Source organism: Pseudomonas sp. NC02, assembly GCF_002874965.1.
In the GTDB taxonomy this organism is placed as follows: domain Bacteria; phylum Pseudomonadota; class Gammaproteobacteria; order Pseudomonadales; family Pseudomonadaceae; genus Aquipseudomonas.
Map to the genome: position 1 here is coordinate 1,473,407 of NZ_CP025624.1, position 19,371 is coordinate 1,492,777.

16 protein-coding genes are annotated in these 19,371 nt (G+C 61.5%); 6 read left to right on the plus strand and 10 right to left on the minus strand.

The annotated features are described in order from the left end of the window. Positions 1-135 precede the first annotated feature (135 nt). From C0058_RS06795 to pcaC, 4 genes are all read left to right on the plus strand, one after another. Positions 136-1,431, plus strand: a complete 1,296-nt coding sequence (locus C0058_RS06795; RefSeq protein ID WP_003219818.1) for an MFS family transporter — start codon at positions 136-138, stop codon at positions 1,429-1,431. Between the two features lie 49 nt (positions 1,432-1,480). Then, complete coding sequence (locus tag C0058_RS06800) at positions 1,481-2,845, plus strand: 3-carboxy-cis,cis-muconate cycloisomerase (protein ID WP_008431146.1); 1,365 nt, start codon at positions 1,481-1,483, stop codon at positions 2,843-2,845. Positions 2,846-2,855: 10 nt separating this feature from the next. Then, the gene (gene pcaD, locus C0058_RS06805; protein WP_003219815.1) at positions 2,856-3,647 is read left to right on the plus strand and encodes a 3-oxoadipate enol-lactonase; all 792 of its coding nucleotides are present in this window, start codon (positions 2,856-2,858) and stop codon (positions 3,645-3,647) included. A 187-nt stretch (positions 3,648-3,834) separates the two neighbouring features. Continuing rightward, positions 3,835-4,227: a 4-carboxymuconolactone decarboxylase gene (gene pcaC, locus C0058_RS06810; protein WP_008431145.1), complete on the plus strand. Its 393-nt coding sequence runs from the start codon at positions 3,835-3,837 to the stop codon at positions 4,225-4,227. Here pcaC and C0058_RS06815 read toward each other — a convergent pair. The 5 genes from C0058_RS06815 to C0058_RS06840 form a co-directional block, all read right to left on the minus strand. Beyond that, a complete protein-coding gene (locus C0058_RS06815) occupies positions 4,224-5,123 on the minus strand; it encodes a polysaccharide deacetylase family protein (RefSeq protein WP_166742188.1) in 900 nt (299 codons plus the stop codon). The two genes, pcaC and C0058_RS06815, sit on opposite strands and share 4 nt — an antisense overlap. A 78-nt stretch (positions 5,124-5,201) precedes the next feature. Further along, on the minus strand, positions 5,202-6,452 hold the full coding sequence (locus tag C0058_RS06820; protein ID WP_102368263.1) for an OprD family porin: 1,251 nt from the start codon (positions 6,450-6,452) through the stop codon (positions 5,202-5,204). 172 nt (positions 6,453-6,624) lie between these two features. Further along, positions 6,625-8,082, minus strand: coding sequence for an AdeC/AdeK/OprM family multidrug efflux complex outer membrane factor (gene adeC, locus C0058_RS06830; RefSeq protein ID WP_003219806.1), 1,458 nt, complete (start codon positions 8,080-8,082; stop codon positions 6,625-6,627). Further along, the gene (locus tag C0058_RS06835) at positions 8,079-11,240 is read right to left on the minus strand and encodes an efflux RND transporter permease subunit (protein WP_003219803.1); all 3,162 of its coding nucleotides are present in this window, start codon (positions 11,238-11,240) and stop codon (positions 8,079-8,081) included. The genes adeC and C0058_RS06835 overlap by 4 nt, the downstream gene beginning before the upstream one ends. 3 nt (positions 11,241-11,243) lie before the next feature. After that, positions 11,244-12,392 (minus strand): efflux RND transporter periplasmic adaptor subunit, encoded by a 1,149-nt coding sequence (locus C0058_RS06840; RefSeq protein ID WP_003219800.1) that lies wholly within the window; start codon positions 12,390-12,392, stop codon positions 11,244-11,246. 286 nt (positions 12,393-12,678) lie between these two features. Between C0058_RS06840 and C0058_RS06845 the strand changes: the two genes are divergently transcribed. Then, positions 12,679-13,311, plus strand: coding sequence for a TetR family transcriptional regulator (locus C0058_RS06845; protein WP_003219798.1), 633 nt, complete (start codon positions 12,679-12,681; stop codon positions 13,309-13,311). 230 nt (positions 13,312-13,541) lie between these two features. On the opposite strand, the gene C0058_RS06850 is transcribed toward C0058_RS06845, so the two are convergent. Genes C0058_RS06850 through C0058_RS06860 form a run of 3 tightly spaced genes read right to left on the minus strand, consistent with a single transcriptional unit; the run spans position 13,542 to position 16,118 of the window. Continuing rightward, positions 13,542-14,597, minus strand: coding sequence for an alkene reductase (locus tag C0058_RS06850; RefSeq protein ID WP_003219797.1), 1,056 nt, complete (start codon positions 14,595-14,597; stop codon positions 13,542-13,544). A gap of 26 nt (positions 14,598-14,623) precedes the next feature. Then, positions 14,624-15,790 carry an MFS transporter gene (locus C0058_RS06855; RefSeq protein WP_003219795.1) on the minus strand — a complete coding sequence of 389 codons (1,167 nt, stop codon included), beginning with the start codon at positions 15,788-15,790 and terminating at the stop codon, positions 14,624-14,626. A gap of 13 nt (positions 15,791-15,803) precedes the next feature. Further along, positions 15,804-16,118, minus strand: coding sequence for a helix-turn-helix transcriptional regulator (locus C0058_RS06860; protein ID WP_003219793.1), 315 nt, complete (start codon positions 16,116-16,118; stop codon positions 15,804-15,806). A 156-nt stretch (positions 16,119-16,274) separates the two neighbouring features. Here C0058_RS06860 and C0058_RS06865 point away from each other — a divergent pair, with 156 nt between their 5' ends. After that, complete coding sequence (locus C0058_RS06865) at positions 16,275-16,859, plus strand: ACP phosphodiesterase (protein WP_003219791.1); 585 nt, start codon at positions 16,275-16,277, stop codon at positions 16,857-16,859. 109 nt (positions 16,860-16,968) lie between these two features. Here C0058_RS06865 and C0058_RS06870 read toward each other — a convergent pair whose 3' ends face one another. Both C0058_RS06870 and olsB read right to left on the minus strand, forming a co-directional pair. Further along, the gene (locus C0058_RS06870) at positions 16,969-17,760 is read right to left on the minus strand and encodes a lysophospholipid acyltransferase family protein (protein ID WP_003219789.1); all 792 of its coding nucleotides are present in this window, start codon (positions 17,758-17,760) and stop codon (positions 16,969-16,971) included. After that, positions 17,760-18,515 carry an L-ornithine N(alpha)-acyltransferase gene (gene olsB, locus C0058_RS06875; RefSeq protein WP_102368264.1) on the minus strand — a complete coding sequence of 252 codons (756 nt, stop codon included), beginning with the start codon at positions 18,513-18,515 and terminating at the stop codon, positions 17,760-17,762. The genes C0058_RS06870 and olsB overlap by 1 nt, the downstream gene beginning before the upstream one ends. Positions 18,516-19,371: the final 856 nt, after the last annotated feature.

A 19,371-nucleotide genomic window follows, 5' to 3' on the forward strand; every position in this document is an offset into this window, starting at 1 on the left:
TGCATTCCAAATGTGGGAGCCGGGCTTGCCCGCGATGAGGCCGGCCCAGGCAACAAATATCCAAAAGTCTGCTTGCGGAACATGGTTGTTGCAAAGTATGTCTAGGCTATAACCGTTCCCACTGAGTGAAAAAACATGACAACAAAAACCAGCCACTACACCGGAGAAGAACGCAGCAAAAGGATTTTTGCGATTGTCGGTGCCTCTTCCGGCAACCTCGTCGAATGGTTCGACTTCTACGTCTATGCCTTCTGCGCCATCTATTTCGCCCCGGCGTTTTTCCCGTCGGACGACCCCACCGTGCAACTGCTGAACACCGCCGGCGTGTTCGCCGCCGGCTTCCTGATGCGCCCTATCGGCGGCTGGCTGTTCGGCCGGGTGGCGGATAAACACGGTCGCAAGAATTCCATGATGATCTCGGTGCTGATGATGTGCGCCGGTTCCCTGGTCATCGCCTTTTTGCCCACCTACAAAGACATCGGCGCCTGGGCCCCGGCCCTGCTGTTGGTCGCCCGGTTGTTCCAGGGCCTGTCGGTCGGCGGCGAATACGGCACCACTGCCACCTATATGAGTGAAGTCGCCCTCAAGGGCCAGCGCGGGTTCTTCGCCTCGTTCCAGTACGTGACCCTGATCGGCGGGCAACTGCTGGCGGTGTTGGTGGTGGTGATCCTGCAACAGATCCTCACCGAAGAAGAACTGCGGGCCTGGGGCTGGCGCATTCCGTTCGTGATCGGCGCCATTGCGGCGGTGATCTCGCTGTTGCTGCGTCGCACCCTGAAAGAAACCACCAGCAAGGAAATGCGTGAAGACAAGGACGCCGGCAGCATTGCCGCGCTGTTCCGCGATCACAAGGCTGCGTTTATCACCGTGCTCGGTTACACCGCCGGCGGCTCGCTGATTTTCTACACGTTCACCACCTACATGCAGAAGTACCTGGTGAACACCGCCGGGATGCACGCCAAGACCGCCAGCTACATCATGACCGGCGCGCTATTCTTCTACATGTGCATGCAGCCGGTGTTCGGCATGCTGGCGGACAAGATTGGCCGCCGTAACTCGATGCTGTGGTTCGGCGCCCTGGGCACGCTGTGCACCGTGCCGATCCTGTTGACCCTGAAAACCGTCAGCAGCCCGTTCCTGGCTTTTGTGCTGATCACCCTGGCCCTGGCCATCGTGAGCTTCTACACCTCCATCAGTGGCCTGGTGAAAGCCGAAATGTTCCCGCCACAAGTACGCGCACTGGGCGTGGGCCTGGCGTATGCGGTGGCGAACGCGATCTTCGGTGGTTCGGCGGAATATGTGGCCTTGGGGCTCAAGTCCATGGGCATGGAGAACACCTTCTACTGGTACGTCACGGCGATGATGGCGGTGGCGTTCCTGTTCAGCTTGCGCCTGCCCAAAGAGGCGGCGTATTTGCACCACGATCTGTAATCGGCTGGCGCATGCCCGTTGCCGGGTATGCGCCACCTAGGGATGTGTTATGACGATGCGCACGAGCAACCAACTGTTCGACGCCTACTTCACCGCCAACGGCATGGCTGAAGTGTTCTGCGACCAGGGGCGTTTGCAGGGCATGCTGGATTTCGAAGCGGCGCTGGCCCGGGCCGAGGCTCAGGTCGGGTTGATCCCGCAAGCGGCCGTCGCGCCCATTGCCCAGGCCTGCCTGGCTTCTCTCTACGACGTAGATGCCCTCGGCGACGCCATCGCCACCGCAGGCAACTCTGCGATTCCCTTGGTCAAGGCCCTCGGCAAGTTGATCGCCAGCGAAGATGCCGGCGCCGAACGTTATGTGCATCTGGGCGCTACCAGCCAGGATGTGATGGACACCGGCCTGGTGCTGCAACTGCGCAGTGCGGTCGAGCTGATCGAACATGATCTGGCGCGGTTGGGGGACATTCTTGCCGCCCAGGCCCAGCGTTACGGGACAACTCCTTTGGCGGGCCGGACCTGGCTGCAGCATGCAACGCCGGTCACGCTGGGCATGAAGATCGCCGGTTGGCTCGGCGCAGTCACCCGCAACCGGCAACGTCTCAGTGAGCTGAAGCCGCGTTTGCTGGTGCTGCAATTTGGCGGTGCTTCCGGAACCCTGGCGGCCCTCGGCGAACAGGCGATGCCGGTGGCGCAAGCACTGGCCGCCGAGTTGCAGCTGGGCCTGCCGGAGCAACCCTGGCACACCCAGCGCGACCGCCTGGTGGAGTTTGCCTCGGTGCTCGGTTTGATCGCCGGCAGCCTCGGCAAGCTGGGTCGCGACATCAGCCTGCTGATGCAGACCGAAGCGGCGGAAGTGTTTGAGCCGTCGGCCCCCGGCAAGGGCGGCTCTTCGACCATGCCCCACAAGCGCAACCCGGTGGGCGCTGCCGTGCTGATCAGCGCTGCCACGCGAGTGCCCGGCCTGGTGGCAACGATGTTCAGCGCGATGCCCCAGGAACACGAACGCAGCCTGGGCCTGTGGCACGCCGAATGGGAAACCCTGCCGGAGATTTGCCGGCTGGTATCCGGTGCATTGCATCAGGCGCTGCTGGTCAGCGAAGGCCTGGAAGTCGATCCCCGGCGCATGGTCCAAAACCTTGATCTGACCCAGGGCCTGGTACTGGCCGAAGCGGTCAGCATCGTCCTCGCCCAGCGCCTGGGCCGCGAAACCGCGCACCATCTGCTGGAACAATGCTGCAAACGCGCCGTCGCCGACGGGCGTCACCTGCGCGCGGTGCTGGGGGATGAACCCCAAGTGACTGCCGAGCTTTCGGCGGCCGAACTCGATCGCCTGCTGGACCCGGCGCACTACCTGGGCCAGGCGCACACCTGGGTCACCCGGGCCGTGGCCGAACATTTTGCTTTGACTGCCTGAGGAGGCTGCTGTGGGATTTGTACAACTCGCCGATGGCGAACTGAACTACCAACTCGATGGCCCCGAAGATGCGCCGGTACTGGTGCTGTCCAACTCCCTGGGCACCGACCTGCATATGTGGGACATCCAGATCGAGGCGTTCACCCAGTACTTCCGGGTGCTGCGTTTCGACACCCGGGGCCATGGCAAGTCGCTGGTCACCGAAGGCCCCTACAGCATCGAGCAATTGGGCCGTGACGTGTTGGCGCTGCTGGATGCGTTGCAGATCGAGCGCGCGCATTTCTGCGGGTTGTCCATGGGCGGCCTGATCGGCCAGTGGCTGGGGATCAACGCGGGTGAGCGTTTGCGCCGGCTGGTGGTGTGCAACACCGCCGCGAAGATCGGCACGCCCGAGATCTGGAACCCACGCATCGAGATGGTCCTGCGCGACGGTGCGGCCGCGATGGTTGCCCTGCGTGATGCGTCAATTGCCCGCTGGTTCACCGCCGACTTCGCCGAGGCTCATCCTGACCAGGCCAAGCTGATCACCGATATGCTGGCGGCGACTGATCCCCAGGGTTATGCCGCAAACTGCGCGGCCGTGCGCGACGCGGATTTTCGCGAGCAACTGGCGTCGATCAAGGTGCCGACCCTGGTGATCGCAGGCAGCGAAGATGCGGTGACGCCGCCGGCGGGTGGGCACTTTATCCAGGCGCATGTGCAGGGCGCCGAGTATGCCGAGTTCTATGCCGCGCACTTGTCCAACGTGCAAGCCGGTGCGGCGTTCAGCGACCGTGTGCTGGAATTTCTGCTATCGCGCTGAGTATCGCTGAACCCTGTGGCGAGGGAGCTTGCTCCCGTTGGGCTGCGTAGCAGCCCCTGAGCAGCCGCAACCCAACTATTTGTAAAACCCTGCAGCGGCCTCACTGGCGTCGCTGCGCGACCCAACGGGAGCAAGCTCCCTCGCCACAGGTATGTGCCTGTCGTCACCGTTGCATGAGGAGCGTTTTGTGGACGAGAAACAACGTTATGCCGAAGGCCTGCAAGTGCGCCGCGAAGTGCTGGGCGACGCCCACGTCGACCGCAGCCTCAACGCCCTGACCGAGTTCAACAGCGAGTTCCAGGAAATGATCACCCGCCACGCCTGGGGTGATATCTGGACCCGCCCGGGGCTGCCGCGGCATACCCGCAGCCTGATCACCATCGCCATGCTCATCGGCATGAACCGCAGCGAAGAGCTGAAGCTGCACCTGCGCGCCGCCGCGAGCAACGGTGTGACCCGCGCCGAGATCAAGGAAGTGCTGATGCAGAGCGCGATCTATTGCGGGATTCCGGCGGCCAATGCGACGTTTCACTTGGCCGAGTCGGTGTGGGATGAGTTGGGGGTAGAGTCGCGCGTCTAGTGCGAGTCAGCGTCCCACACCCAATTCCACACACCGGGCAGGTGCACCACTTCGTCGGCGCTTTTTACCGTGCGGGCCATGGCGGCTCGCTGCAAGGTTGCCCGGTCGGTGTAGAAAGGCTGTGTGGCGAGGGGCACGCCATTGATGTGGGCGCTGTCCAGCAGGATTTGCAGGTATTCCTTCAAGTGCCAGGCGGTGTAGCGGTTGATATCGTGGAAGGTCACCACCACCGGGATCACGCCGTCCACCGTCGGTAATTCGCCTTTGGCGATGCGCTCGCGCACCACCGAGAGTTGGCGTATCAGGTTTTCCCGTCGACGCGGGCTGCCGTTGAACACCCAGATCACCCCATCGTTTGCACTCAGGTCGGTCAGCAACACATGCATGCCGTGTTGCTGATAGGCGGCGAAGGTGCGCTTGTCGTAGTTCCAGAACGGCGGGCGTACCAGTGTGGGCGGTTGGCCGGTGATGGAGGTGAGGGTCGACGAACCCAGGCTGAGGTAGTGCTCCAGTTCAGCCGGATTCTGCAAGCGATGGTTGCTGTGCCACGGGGTCGCGGTGTGGAAGCCCAGGATATGGCCGGCCGCGTATTCGCGCTCCATGGTCTTGTAGCCCCGCGGGTTGCCGCCGGAGCGGGGCGCCTCGGTCTGCAGGAAGAACACCGCCTTGATCCCCGGCTGTATCGGGTTGTTCGCCAGGTCCGCCATCACCGAACGGCTGGGGTTCATGAAGCCCGAGGCGCTGGGGCCGTCATCGAAGGTCAGCAAAAAACGGATCGGCGCCTCGGTTTTCAGGCGTTGTTCAGTTTGCGGTGTCAGCGCCAGAGGCGGGCCGATGCAACCGCTGAGGCTCAGGGCCAGGGCTAGTGCGGCCGATACGGTGGCGAAGTGTTTCATGGCGGACTCGAATGACATTGGCTGCTGGGGCGGGTCATCCATGACACGCGCGCACCATACAACAAGACTGTCGAGGCTTTACAGCAGGCTTATCGGGTAACTGACGATCAACCGGTTTTCATCAAACTCGTTGTTGTTGTAGTCCCGGCGCATGCTGGAGTTACGCCAGCGCACATTGAGATTCTTCAGCGCTCCGCTCTGCACCACGTAGGCCACTTCACTTTCCCGTCCCCATTCCTTGCCATCGGTCACCGTGCCGCTGTGTACGTTGCTGCCGCTGATGTAGCGGTTCATCAGCGTCAGGCCCGGAATACCCAGGGCGGCGAAGTTATAGTCATGGCGTACCTGCCAGGATTTTTCCTGGGCGTTGTCGTAGCTGGCGTTGTAGCTGTCGTTGGCCAGGGTGCCGCCGCTGGTGCCGTTGACGCGCATCCAGGCGCTGTTGCCGGTGAGTTTTTGCAGGCCGACGTAGAACGTGTTACCGCCGTATCGGGCCGAGAACAGTCCGGACCAGGTCTTGTTATCGAGGTCACCGGCGCGGGCGCTGCCGTCGTCCTTGCCGTAGAAGAACCCGAGGTTGGCGCCCAGGGTCCAGTCGCCCACCGGTTGGCTGTGGATCAGGTTGAGGTATTGCTGGCTGTAGATGTCCTTGAGCTGGGCGTTCCACACACCGACCTGGGTGCGTTTGTCGTTGAAGGCATATTCGCCGCCCTGGAAGTTGAAGCGGTCGGAGGTGAACGCGGTTTTCCCGAACATGGACATGTCGGTCATGCTGCTGTCGTCCCGTGGGCTGTTGGCGCGGAACTGGCCGCCGTACAGGGTCAGGCCGTCGATTTCCTTGGAGGTGATTTGCCCGCCGCGCAGGGTTTGCGGGAGCGAGCGGCCATCGTCCGAACGCAGGATCGGCAGCACCGGCATCCATTCGCCGACTTTCACTTCTGTCTTTGAAACCCGTGCCTTGAACGCCACGCCCAGACGCCCGAATTCATCCGCCGGGCGGCCATCGTGGTCCAGCGGCAACAGCTGGGTGCCACCCGTGCCGCGTCCGCCATCGAGCTTCAATGAGTACAGGCCCAGTACATCCACGCCGAAACCGACGGTGCCCTGGGTGAAGCCGGATTTGGCGTCGAGGATGAAGCTTTGCGTCCACTCCTGTGCGCCGCCCTGGGTCTTGCTGGGGTTGGTGTAGTTGCGGTTGAAGAAGAAATTACGCAGGTTTAGGTTGGCGCTGGCGTCTTCCAGGAAGCCGTGTTCTTCAGCGACAACGGGGAGGGCAATGCTGGCGACAGCGGTTGCCAGCAAAAGCCGGCGCGGGTCGAAAGTGCTCATGGTGTCAGACCTGTTGTTATTGGGGTTATGCAGGTGGCGGCCATGGTGCGGGGCGGTGCGGGGGCGATGAAAGTGGGGGAGAGCGGGTTGTGGGCGATGATCGAACGCAAAGTCATGGGCGTAAAAAAACCGCTTCCTGGGCGGGAAGCGGTTTTTGTCTACTGCGCCACTATCAGAACAACTTCAAGGGCGGTGCTTCTTCTTTCAACGGTTCGTTCTTCGCGGTCTGTTCGTTCCAGCCACCACCGAGGGCCTTGTACAGGTTGACCTCGCTGTTGAGCTGCGCCAGGCGGTCGGTGATCAGCGATTGCTGGGCACTGAACAGTTGGCGCTGGGCGTCGAGGAACGTCAGGTTGCTGTCGACACCAATACGGTAGCGACGCTCGGCCAGGCGGTAGTAATCCTGGTTGGCCGCGACGAAGCCACGTTGGGCGTCCAGTTGCTGCTTGTAGGTCTCGCGGGCGGCGAGGCCGTCGGAGACTTCCTGGAAGCCGGTCTGGATGGCTTTCTCGTAGTTGGCGACGTTGATCTCTTTCTGGATTTTCGAGTAATCCAGGCTGGCGCGCAGGCTGCCGGCGTTGAAGATCGGGATGTTGATCTGCGGTGCAAACGACCAGGTACCCGAACCGCCCTTGAACAGGCCGCCCAGGGTCGGGCTCGCGGTGCCGGCGCTGGCGGTCAGGGTGATGCTCGGGAAGAACGCAGCGCGTGCCGCACCGATGTTGGCGTTGGCCGCCTTGAGGTTGTACTCGGCCTGCAGGATGTCGGGACGACGTTGCAGCAGGTCCGATGGCAGGCCGGCCGGTACTTCGCTCAACAGGTCATCAGCCAATGGCCGGCTGACGATGTTCGCCGGCAGGCCGGTACCCAGCAGCAGGGTCAGGTTATTTTCGTCCTGGGCCACCTGGCGGGTATAACGCGCCAGTGCAACCCGGGCGTTTTCCACCGAGGTACGGGCCTGGCTCAGGTCCAGGGCCGAAGCCACGCCGACTTCATTGCTGCGCGAGGTCAGTTTGAAGCTCTGCTCGTACGCGCCCAGGGTGTCCTGGGTGAGCTTGAGCAGCTCCTTGTCGGCCTGCCAGGTCAGGTAGGCGTTGGCCACGCTGGCCACCAGGCTGATCTGGGTGGTGCGACGCGCTTCTTCGGTCGCGAAGTATTGTTGCAGCGCTTGTTCGCTCAGGCTGCGTACGCGGCCGAACAGGTCCAGCTCATAAGAACTGATCCCGAGGCCCGCCGAGTATTGGCTGGTGATGCCCGCTTCGCCGGTCTGCGACAGCTTGGCCGGGGTGCGCGTACGGCTGCCGCTGCCCGTGGCCGAAACCGCCGGGAACAGGTCGGCGCGCTGGATCTGGTACTGCGCGGCATACGCATCGATGTTCAGGGCCGCGACACGCAGGTCGCGGTTGTTCACCAGGGCGGTCTGGATCAGCTGTTGCAGGGCAGGGTCATGGAAAAACTGCTTCCAGCCCTGCTCGGCAGCTGCCTGGCCCGGCGCCTGGGCCGACGAATACGCCGGCCCCTGCGGGAACTGCGCGGCTACCGGCGCTTCAGGGCGCTGGTAGTCCGGGATCAGCGAGCAGCCACTGAGCACGAATGCCGTGACAGCTAAGGAAAGTAGCGACTTGCTCATTGGCCAGCCTCTTTAGGAGTTTGCTTGGGTTCAGTCTTTTTACGCTCGCCAGCGGAGGACACGGTTGCGAAGAACAGGGGTACCCAGAAGATCGCGAGGACCGTGGCGGTGATCATACCGCCAATTACGCCCGTACCGATGGCGTGCTGGCTACCTGAGCCGGCACCGGTGGAAATTGCCAGGGGCAGTACGCCGAGCATGAACGCCATGGACGTCATGATGATCGGTCGCAGACGCATGCGGGATGCCTCGATGGCCGACTCGACAATGCCTTTGCCCTGCTCGTGGAGCTCCTTGGCGAACTCCACGATCAGGATGGCGTTTTTCGCTGCCAGACCCACCGTCACCAACAGGCCCACCTGGAAGAACACGTCGTTGGACAGTCCCCGCAGGCTGGTGGCGATCAACGCACCGATCACACCCAGCGGTACAACCAGAATCACCGCAATCGGGATCGACCAGCTTTCGTACAGTGCCGCGAGGCAGAGGAACACCACCAGCAGCGACAGGGCGTACAGCGCAGGTGCCTGGGAGCCGGACAGACGTTCTTCGTACGACAGGCCGGTCCAGGAGTAACCAACGCCAGCCGGCAGGTCCTTGGCAATGCGTTCGACTTCCGCCATCGCATCACCGGTACTGTAGCCAGGTGCCGGGGTACCGAGGATTTCCATCGCCGCTACACCGTTATAGCGCGAGAGTTTCGGCGAACCGAAGATCCACTTGCCCGAAGAGATGGCCGACAGCGGCACCATCTTCCCGGACGTGCTGCGCACGTACCATTTGCTCAGGTCTTCCGGAGACATCCGGCTGGCGGCGTCACCCTGTACATACACCTTCTTCACACGACCACGGTCGATGAAGTCGTTGATGTAGCTGCCACCCAAGGCGATTGCCAGGGTCTGCTGGATGTCTGCCAGGCTGATGCCCTGGGCACTGGCCTTCTCGTCGTCAACGGTCAGCTCGTACTGCGGCTCATCGTTCACGCCGTTGGGGCGCACGCCCGCCAGGATCTTGCTTTGTGCCGCGGCACCCAGGAACTGGTTACGCGCATCCATCAGCTTCTGGTGTCCGACGCCGCCCTGGTCTTGCAGGAACACGTCGAAACCGGTGGCGTTACCCAGTTCGAGTACCGAAGGTGGCACCACGGCAAATACCATGGCGTCCTTGAAGGCCCCGAAGAAGTAACCCTGGGCACGCTTGGCAACCTCAAATACCGACTGGCTCGAGTCACGCTCGTCCCACGGCTTGAGCATCACGAACGCGAGGCCCGAGCTCTGGCCACGACCGGCGAAGTTGAAGCCGTTCACGGTAAACACCGATTTGACAGCCTTGCCTTCGCCTGGCTCGCCTTCCTTGTCGTTCAACAGGTAGGCGCGCATATCGTCGATGACTTTCTGCGTACGTTCAGCCGAAGAACCCACCGGCGTTTGTACCTGGGCAAAGATCACGCCCTGGTCTTCCTCTGGGAGGAACGCGCTTGGAATGCGGGTGAACATCCAGATCATGCCGGCAAGGATCAGGGCATAGACCACGAACGCCGGGAACTTGTGCTTGATCATGTTACCGACGCCGCGCTCGTAGCTCAGTACGCCACGGTCGAAGGTACGGTTGAACCAGCCGAAGAAGCCGCGCTTGGGTTGGCCGTGTTTTTCCGGGTCAATCGGCTTGAGCATGGTGGCGCACAAGGCCGGGGTGAAGACCAGGGCAACCAGTACCGACAGCGCCATCGCCGAAACGATAGTGATGGAGAACTGGCGGTAGATCACACCGGTGGAACCACCGAAGAACGCCATTGGCAGCAATACCGCCGACAGCACCAGGGCGATACCCACCAGGGCCCCCTGGATCTGGCCCATGGACTTGACCGTCGCCTCCTTGGGCGACAAGTGCTCCTCGGCCATTACCCGCTCGACGTTCTCCACCACAACGATGGCATCGTCCACCAGCAAGCCGATGGCCAGGATCATGCCGAACATGGTCAGGGTGTTGATGGTGAAGCCGAACGCAGCGAGGATCCCGAAGGTACCCAGCAATACCACCGGTACGGTCATGGTGGTGATGATGGTGGCGCGGAAGTTCTGCAGGAACAGGAACATCACCAGGAACACCAGCACGATCGCTTCGATCAGGGTGTGAACCACACCGGAGATCGATTCGGTCACAACCGGCGTGGTGTCATACGGCACCACAGCCTTCATGCCAGGCGGGAAGAACGGTTCGAGGGACGCAACCGTTTCGCGAATCGCCTTGGCGGTGTCCAGTGCGTTGGCACCGGCTGCCAGCTTGATCGCCATACCGGAAGCCGGCTTGCCGTTGAACTGTGCGCTGATGCTGTAGTTCTGGCCGCCCAGTTCGATACGCGAAACGTCACCCAGGCGAACCTGGGAACCGTCGGTATTGACCTTCATCAGGATATTGCCGAACGCTTCAGTGGTTTGCAGACGCGTCTTGCCGATGATGGTGGCGTTCAACTGAGTGCCGGGCAGGGCAGGCAGGCCGCCGAGTTGGCCGGTGGCCACCTGGACGTTCTGCGCCTGGATGGCGTTGCTGACATCCACGGGCGTCAGCTGGTAGTTGTTCAGCTTGGCCGGGTCGAGCCAGATACGCATGGCGTACTGGGAACCGAACACCTGGAAGTCGCCCACACCGGCGGTCCGGGAAATCGGGTCCTGGATGTTGGAAACGATGTAGTTGGAAAGGTCATCCTTGGTCATGCTGCCGTCTTCCGACACCAGACCGATCACCATCAGGAAGTTCTTCACCGACTTGGTAACGCGGATACCTTGCTGCTGTACTTCTTGTGGCAGCAGCGGGGTTGCCAGGTTGAGCTTGTTCTGTACCTGAACCTGGGCGATGTCCGGGTTGGTACCCTGGTTGAACGTCGCGGTGATGGTCATGCTGCCGTCGGAGTTACTGTCCGAGGCGACATAACGCAGGTTGTCGATACCGTTGAGCTGTTGTTCGATCACCTGCACCACGGTGTCCTGCACGGTTTGTGCAGACGCGCCCGGGTAGGTCACCTGGATATCAATGGCGGTTGGCGCGATGGCCGGGTACTGGTTGATGGGCAACTTCAGGATCGACAGTGCCCCGACCAGCATGATCACCAGGGCAATTACCCAGGCGAAAATGGGACGGTCGATAAAAAATTTCGACATGAATTACTCCCCTTGACCAGCAGCGGCAGCAGGAGCAGCAGCGGAACCGGCGGGTTTGGCGTTATCAGCGTCCTTGACCTTGACTTCGATGCCCGGCTTGATGAATTGCAGGCCTTCGGTGATCACACGGTCACCGGCGTTCAGGCCTTTTTCCACCAGCCAGTAGGCGCCGGTAGTGCGGTTGGCCACCAGTACACGTTGCTCGACCTTGTTGTCCTTGTTCACCACCAGCGCGGTCGGGATGCCCTTCAGGTCGCGGGTCACGCCTTGCTGTGGTGCCAGGATGGCCTTGCTGTTCACACCGGCTTGCAACTGCGCGTGGACGAACATGCCCGGCAGCAGGGTGTGGTCAGGGTTCGGGAATACGGCACGCAGGGTCACGGAACCGGTGGTTTCGTCGACCGAGACTTCGGAGAATTCCAGCTTGCCTTCCACGCCGTAGGCGGTGCCGTCTTCCAGGGTCAGCTTGACCTTGGCCGCGTTTTCGCCGGCTTTTTCCAGTTGGCCGCTTTCCAGGTCACGACGCAGTTTCAGCATCTCGGCGGAGGACTGCGTGACGTCGACGTAGATCGGGTCCAGTTGCTGGATCACTGCCATGGCGTCGGTCTGGCCGTTGCTGACCAGCGCGCCTTCGGTGACCGAAGAGCGACCGATACGCCCGGAGATCGGGGCAAACACCTTGGTGTAGCGCACGTTGATCTGGGCCGTTTGCACGTTGGCTTCAGAGGTCATGCGGTTGGACACGGCGGTGTCGTATTCCTGGCGGCTGACGGCCTGCTCATCGACCAACTGCTTGTAGCGATCGGCAATCGATTTGGTCTGGGCAAGGTTGGCCTGAGCGCTTTTCAGCGAGGCGTCATACACCGACGGATCGATCTGATAGAGCTGCTGGCCCTCCTTGACGTCGCCCCCTTCCTTGAACAGACGCTTGAGAATGATGCCGTTGACCTGAGGGCGAACCTCGGCAATGCGGTAGGCCGTGGTGCGGCCTGGCAGCTCGGATGTCAGGGTAAAGGCTTGAGGTTGAATAGTGACCACGCCGACCTGAGGGGTTTGAGCGGGCGGAGCCGCTTCTTCCTTTTTACATCCGCTGAGCAGCGATGCCAGGGCGACGGCAGTAACCAGGGCGGTAACAGCTGGCTTAAGTTGCATGAAGATCCTCGGGTCAGGCGCGCAGAGTGCGCACAAGAAGTGTGGAAGGGTAAAAAACAGGCACTGAGTGGATAAGTAGCTTGCTACGCAATATACTTACGTTCATGGTTGTTTGTAAACTCTTGACAGGCTTCGCGGAATGTTGACAAAGCAGCGTCCAAAGCCTCGATTCTAGTACGTTCGGCGCCCTTGACGGCGTCGTCCCACAATTATTCAGATGGTCGTTAGCAGCGGTTGAGTCTGCGTTACCGATCACCCCAAGTCTCCTGATTGAGGTTTTACTGCCATGGTTCGTCGTACCAAAGAGGAAGCTCAGGAAACGCGCAGCCAGATTCTTGAAGCGGCCGAGCAGGCCTTCTACGAGCGCGGGGTTGCGCGTACCACGCTGGCGGATATTGCCGCGCTGGCAGGCGTGACACGTGGTGCCATCTACTGGCATTTCAGCAACAAGGCCGACCTGGTGCAGGCGATGCTCGATACGCTGCACGAGCCGCTGGATGAATTGGCCAGGGCCAGTGAGAGCGAGGACGAGGTCGATCCGCTGGGTTGCATGCGCAAGCTGCTGATTCATCTGTTCCATCAAGTGGCCCTGGACCCGAAGACCCGGCGCATCAATGAGATTTTGTTTCATAAGTGCGAATTCACCGATGAAATGTGTGATCTGCGCCGTCAGCGCCAGACCGCCAGCCTCGAATGCAACCTGCGCATCGGGCTGACCTTGCGTAACGCGGTCCATCGCGGGCAGCTTCCGGAGAATCTCGACACCGTACGTGCCGCGGTGTGCATGCACGCCTATATCGACGGAATTCTCGGCCAGTGGTTGCTGGTGCCCGACAGTTTCCAGTTGGCCCAGGACGCAGAGCGCTGGGTCGATATCGCGTTGGACATGCTGCGCTTGAGCCCTGGCCTGCGCAATTAAGACAAAATGCGTAATTGCGACCAGTTGTGTCAACAATAAACACCGGGGGTGGTCAATCAGGCTTTTCCCTGATTTTGTGGGGTGACGTTATATACGGGCTGGCGGGCGGTTGATAGGTAGTTGGCTAAGTATTTTGTAGCAATATTGTTGCAAGGCTGTGAAGGAGTGTTTCCTGCGGCCCATAAAAAAGCCCCGGCTCTCGCAAGCCGGGGCTTTTTCGTTTCAGCAGATCAGAGTGCCAGGGTCGGGTAGTCGATGTAGCCGACCGGGCCTTTGGCGTAGAAAGTCTCTGGATGTGCTTCGTTCAGCGGTGCATCGGCCTTCAGGCGAGCCGGCAGGTCCGGGTTGGCGATGAACGGCACGCCGAATGCCACGGCGTCAGCCTTGCCCGAAGCCAGCCACGCGTTGGCGCTGTCCTTGGTGAAGCGTTCGTTGGCGATGTACGGGCCACCGAAGGCGGCTTTCAGTTGTGGGCCGAGGCTGTCGCCCGCTTCCTTTTCACGGGAGCAGATGAACGCGATGCCACGCTTGCCCAGCTCTTTGGCGACGTAGGTGAAGGTTTCCGACAGGTTGGCGTCGCCCATGTCGTGTGCGTCGGCGCGTGGTGCCAGGTGCACACCGACGCGACCGGCGCCCCAGACTTCAATCACGGCGTCAGTGACTTCGAGCAGCAAGCGTGCGCGGTTTTCCAGGGAGCCGCCGTAGTTGTCGGTGCGCTGGTTGGTGCTGCTTTGCAGGAACTGGTCGAGCAGGTAGCCGTTCGCGCCGTGGACTTCAACGCCGTCAAAACCGGCGGCCTTGGCATTCTCGGCACCTACGCGGTAGGCGTCGACGATATCGGCGATTTCAGCGACTTCCAGGGCGCGCGGGGTAGGGTAGTCGGCCAGTGGACGCACCAGGCTGACGTGGCCCTTGGCTGCGATGGCGCTTGGGGCAACCGGTGCTTCGCCGTCCAGGTACGACTCGTGGGAGATCCGGCCCACGTGCCACAGTTGCAGGAAGATCTTGCCGCCTGCACCGTGCACGGCCTTGGTCACATTGGCCCAGCCGCGAACCTGGTCGTTGGACCAGATGCCCGGGGTATCCGGGTAACCCACGCCCATTGGCGTTACGGAGGTGGCTTCGCTGAGGATCAGCCCGGCGGAAGCGCGTTGGACATAGTACTCAGCCATCAGCGCATTGGGCACGCGACCGGCGTCGGCACGGCAGCGGGTCAGCGGCGCCATGATGATGCGGTTCGACAGTTCCAGGTCGCCCAGTTTGATCGGATCGAAAATAGTCGTCATGGGATAACACCCTTCTCTTTAGTTGATCAGTTAGTCGCGGGGGCCAGGTCGGCATCGCCGGTCTGACGGAAAGTAATCAGGGTCACCAGCAGCGCGAGCACGGCCAGTGCAGCAGCGGCCAGGGGCACGCTGGTCAGGCCGAAGCCGTGGGCAATCACGCTGCCGCCCACCCAGGCGCCGAGGGCGTTGCCGATGTTGAAGGCGCCGATGTTCAAGGTGGACACCAGGTTCGGTGCGGCCTTGCCGAAGGTCACCACGTTGATCTGCAGTGCCGGTACGGCGGCAAACGAGGCGGTGGCCCAGAGGAACAGGGTGATTTCAGTCGGGATCACGGCGACGCTGGTCCAGGTCAGGACGGTGGACACCACCGCCATGCTGATGAACACGCCGATCAGGGTCGCAGCCAGGCGCTTGTCTGCCAGCTTGCCGCCGATGATGTTGCCGACGGTGAGGCCCAGGCCGATCAGCAGCAGGGTCCAGGTCACGCCCTTGGGCGAGACGCCAGTGACATCCCCCAGCAGCGGCGCGACGTAGGTGAAGAGGGTGAACATCGACGCAGCGAACAGCGCGGTCATGCTCAGCGACAGCCAGATGCCGGCGCCTTTGAGTGCTCTGAGCTCGGCGCGCATGTCGAGTTTTTCCTCGTCACGCTTGGCCGGCAGGAAGCGGATCAGGCCGATCAGGGCGATCACCCCAATCACCGTCACGGCCCAGAAGGTCGAGCGCCAGCCGGCTTCCTGACCCAGCGCGGTGCCCAGCGGTACGCCGAGCACGTTGGCCAGGGTCAGGCCGGTGAACATCAGCGCCACGGCCGAAGCACGCTTGTTGGCCGGCACCAGGTTGGCGGCGACCACCGATCCGATACCGAAGAAGGCGCCGTGGCACAGCGCGGTGACCACACGGGCAAACATCAGCACGTTGTAGTCGCTGGCCAGGGCGCAGAGCAGGTTGCCGATGATAAAGATGCCCATCAACGCTACCAGGGCGGCCTTGCGCGGCAGCTTGGCGGTGGCCAGTGCCATGAAGGGGGCACCGATGGCCACGCCCAGGGCGTAGCCGGTCACCAGCCAGCCGGCGCCGGGAATCGATACACCGAGGTCGGCCGCCACATCGGGCAACAGGCCCATGATGACGAACTCGGTCGTACCGATGGCGAAGGCGCTTAAGGCCAGGATGAGTAGCGAGAGAGGCATTGATGGGTCCTTGTTACAGCGGTGCGCTGAGTTCTTCGGTGAGCGCTTTGAGGAAGGCTTGGATCACGTCCTCATTGCGTTTGAAAAAGTGCCATTGGCCGGCCTTCTGGCTGCTGATCAGCCCCGCCCGTTGCAGGTTCGCCAGGTGCGCCGACACGGTGGACTGAGACAGCCCGCAGCGCTGGTCGATCTGCCCGGCGCAAATGCCGTATTCGTGGTTGTGCAACTGCTCGGGGAATTGCACTTTCGGATCTTTCAGCCAGTTGAGGATGTCTCGCCGTACTGGGTGCGCCAGGGCTTTTATTATTTCGTCGAGGTCGATGGACATGGCAGTGATGCTCGTTTTTGTAAAACGTTATATCGCGATGAGGCGAACTTTAAATCGTTGTATTCCGATATACCAATATGATTTTGGTCTTAAATCAGATTGAATCGGTATATCGGGTTATAACGATACGTTGACGGCAGTGCTAGACTGCGCGCCATGAATTATCTCGCACATCTGCACCTCGGCGGCCAACTTCCTGCTCAATTGCTTGGCAGCCTGTATGGCGACTTTGTTAAAGGTCGCCTGCAAGGCCAGTTCAGCCCGCAAATCGAGTCGGCGATTCAGTTGCATCGCTCAATCGATCGCTATACCGACAGTCATCCGCTGATCGGGCAGGCGCTGTCGCGCTTCACCCTGACCCGGCGCCGCTATGCCGGGATTGTCCTCGATGTGTTTTTCGACCACTGCCTGGCGCGGGACTGGGCGTTATATGCCGATCAGCCGCTGGAGCGATTTACCTCTGAGGTTTACCGGGTGCTCGCCGAAGAGCCGGCGTTGCCGGGGCGGCTGGCGCAGATTGCGCCGTACATGGCGGCGGATGACTGGCTGGGTTCGTACCGCGAATTTGCGGTGATGGAACAGGTACTTCGAGGAATTGGCCGGCGCCTGACACGGCCCGAAGAACTGGGCCATGCCATGCAGGAATTACGAGCGCTGTACGAGCCGTTGAGCGAGGATTTTCGGGTGTTTTACCCAGAATTGCAGCGGTTCTCAAATAGCCAGTTGGCAATACAACTATAAATGTGGGAGCGGGCTTGCTCGCGAAAGCGGTGGGTCAGCTAATGAATCTGCTGACTGATGCACCGCCTTCGCGAGCAAGCCCGCTCCCACATTTTTCACCGTGCTCGCTTCAGGCCGCGAATGCTGGCCGCGCTGGCATTTGCTCAGCTTCTGGAAGGGGGCCAAACAACGCCTTCTGCACCGCCTGCTGCGCCTGGAACGCCAGCGCCGCACGTTCCTGCCCGGCGCAGGCAATCGGCTTGAGCAGATGGATTTCTACGTCGCCCTGGTCATTGCCGAACAAACGCATCAAGTGCGAGAGCAAATCATCGTCGCCAATAAACGGTGCCAGCGGGTCGATGTGGCCATCGCGCAGATAACGAATCGCCACCGGTTGCAGCGACACATCGGCATCAATCGCACTGGCCAGTAACCGCCCGTGGAACGTACGCAGGGCGCGGCCGTCGGTGGTGGTGCCTTCCGGGAACATCAACAGCGGGTGTTGTTGTTCCAGATGACGCGTCATCTGTTTGCGAATCAACTGGCTGTCCCCCGAACCTCGGCGGATGAACAGGCTGCCTGCCTTGGCGGCCAACCAGCCCGCCACCGGCCAGGTGCGCACCTCGGCCTTGGACAGGAACGACATCGGCGCCACCATCCCCAGCAGCGGGATATCGGTCCACGATACATGGTTGCTGACCCACAGCATCGACTGTTGCGGCAACTCACCGTGAACGGTCACGCGAAAGGGCAGGGCGTTGGTCAGCCGTGCCATGAAAAAACGCGACCAGCGCTGCCGGCGCACCATCGAGTTGGCCACGCCCAGACGTTCAAACACGCCAAACACACTGGCCATGGTCAAACCCAGGGCCACCACCACCAGCACGCGGGCAATTCGCCCGTACACCCGAAGGCGGCTCATCACATGGCTGCCTTGAAGTGGCGGGCATACCGCGGGCACAGCTCCTCGCGCTTGAGCAGGATGAACACGTCGGCGACCTGGAAGTCTTCGTCCCAGCAGGGTTCGCCGCAAATCTTTGCACCCAGGCGCATGTAGGCCTTGAGCAAGGGGGGCATTTCGGCGATGACGTTGGATGGCAGGTCCAGTGCCGGCAGCGGCTTTTTCGGCTCGGCCCGCAGGTGTTCGTTGCACAGGTAGCGTTCGCGCAGGCGCTGCATGATGGCGTGGGCCTGGATGCCGCCGTCGTGCATCGGGATGCTCGCGCAGCCCATCAGGTAGCTGTAGCCACCCTGGTTGAGGACTTCGGCCAGCTCGCCCCACAACACGGCGATGGTGCCGCCGTTGCGGTAGGCGGGGTCGACGCAGGTGCGGCCGATTTCCAGGATGGGGCCTTTGAGGTGCAGCAGGCCGTGGAGGCTGAATTCTTCTTCGCTGTAGAAGCGGCCCAGGGTGGTGGCGGCCTGGTGGTCGAGCAAACGGGTGGTGGCGACGAGTCGACCGCTGTTCAAATCCCGCACGCCGATGTGGCTGCAGTGAACATCATAGTCATCCATGTCCAGGCCCAGTTCAGCGCCTTTCAGCTTGGCGTTGAATTCGCCGCTGAATACGTTGAACCGCAGGGCCTGGGCTTCCTGCAAAGCCTGGGCGCCGATCAGGCGTTCGGCTTGCAGGCGGCGTTCATTGCCGGTGTCGCTGATGCGGGCGATCTGAGTCATGGCGAGTCTCCGAGTGCCGGCCAGGGTTACGGCCGGTCGACTTGTTTGTGCCATGTCAGGCTATGTAGGGCCGGTGTCATCTCCATGAAGTTACGGTGACGCTTAGATGACAGGGGGCTTGGTGGTGGTTTGCAGGGGGATTGAGTACATATCCGTTATTTAGGTAACGGCTGCTTAGGGTTCCGCTCTTACAGCGGGTCACTTTTGGCAAACGCCCCAAAAGTAACCAAAAGGTCTTTGCCCCACCACTCGGTGCCTCGCCTAGGCTCGGCATGCCCGCACTCCGGCCCGGTTCCGCGGGCCGCCGCGACGGGCCATCCATGGCCCGGCGCGGCTAAATCGGCATCCTTGCCGATTTACCCGCTCCACCGTGCCTACTTGCGGCCATCGTGGTTAACGGGGCCCGCAGATCAAGATCAAAAGCAAGAGCACAGCGGCCTACCGGCCGGCTTGAGTGTTTAGAAGCCAGATCAAAAGCCAGAGCGAAAGCCAAATCTGAAGCTGATGCAGCTCTGCTTTTCTGTGGGAGCTGGCTTGCCTGCGATGCAGACACCTCGGTGTATCAGGCAGACCCAGTTGATGCCATCGCAGGCAAGCCAGCTCCCACATTTGACCGTGCCCGCTTTAGCTTTTGATCCGGCTTTTAAACACTCAAGCCGGCCGGTAGGCCGCTGTGCTCTGCTCTTGATCTTGCTTTTGATCTTGATCTTAGGCGCCCCGTTAAACCACGCTGGCCGAACGCAGGCTTTGGAGCGTGGGTAACCTGGCAGGACGCCAGGTTAGCCGTCCTGGGCCAGGGATGGCCCATGACGGCGGCCCACGGTCCAAAGCCGGAGTGAGGGAACACCGAGCCTAA

What these genes read in the sequence shown, in the direction of transcription:
- C0058_RS06795 (WP_003219818.1), top strand. Translation starts at nt 136, where the DNA reads ATGACAACAAAAACCAGCCACTACACCGGAGAAGAACGCAGCAAAAGG.
- C0058_RS06800 (WP_008431146.1), top strand. Translation starts at nt 1,481, where the DNA reads ATGACGATGCGCACGAGCAACCAACTGTTCGACGCCTACTTCACCGCC.
- C0058_RS06815 (WP_166742188.1), bottom strand. Translation starts at nt 5,123, where the DNA reads ATGAAACACTTCGCCACCGTATCGGCCGCACTAGCCCTGGCCCTGAGC.
- C0058_RS06820 (WP_102368263.1), bottom strand. Translation starts at nt 6,452, where the DNA reads ATGAGCACTTTCGACCCGCGCCGGCTTTTGCTGGCAACCGCTGTCGCC.
- adeC (WP_003219806.1), bottom strand. Translation starts at nt 8,082, where the DNA reads ATGAGCAAGTCGCTACTTTCCTTAGCTGTCACGGCATTCGTGCTCAGT.
- C0058_RS06835 (WP_003219803.1), bottom strand. Translation starts at nt 11,240, where the DNA reads ATGTCGAAATTTTTTATCGACCGTCCCATTTTCGCCTGGGTAATTGCC.
- C0058_RS06840 (WP_003219800.1), bottom strand. Translation starts at nt 12,392, where the DNA reads ATGCAACTTAAGCCAGCTGTTACCGCCCTGGTTACTGCCGTCGCCCTG.
- C0058_RS06845 (WP_003219798.1), top strand. Translation starts at nt 12,679, where the DNA reads ATGGTTCGTCGTACCAAAGAGGAAGCTCAGGAAACGCGCAGCCAGATT.
- C0058_RS06850 (WP_003219797.1), bottom strand. Translation starts at nt 14,597, where the DNA reads ATGACGACTATTTTCGATCCGATCAAACTGGGCGACCTGGAACTGTCG.
- C0058_RS06855 (WP_003219795.1), bottom strand. Translation starts at nt 15,790, where the DNA reads ATGCCTCTCTCGCTACTCATCCTGGCCTTAAGCGCCTTCGCCATCGGT.
- C0058_RS06860 (WP_003219793.1), bottom strand. Translation starts at nt 16,118, where the DNA reads ATGTCCATCGACCTCGACGAAATAATAAAAGCCCTGGCGCACCCAGTA.
- C0058_RS06865 (WP_003219791.1), top strand. Translation starts at nt 16,275, where the DNA reads ATGAATTATCTCGCACATCTGCACCTCGGCGGCCAACTTCCTGCTCAA.
- C0058_RS06870 (WP_003219789.1), bottom strand. Translation starts at nt 17,760, where the DNA reads ATGAGCCGCCTTCGGGTGTACGGGCGAATTGCCCGCGTGCTGGTGGTG.
- olsB (WP_102368264.1), bottom strand. Translation starts at nt 18,515, where the DNA reads ATGACTCAGATCGCCCGCATCAGCGACACCGGCAATGAACGCCGCCTG.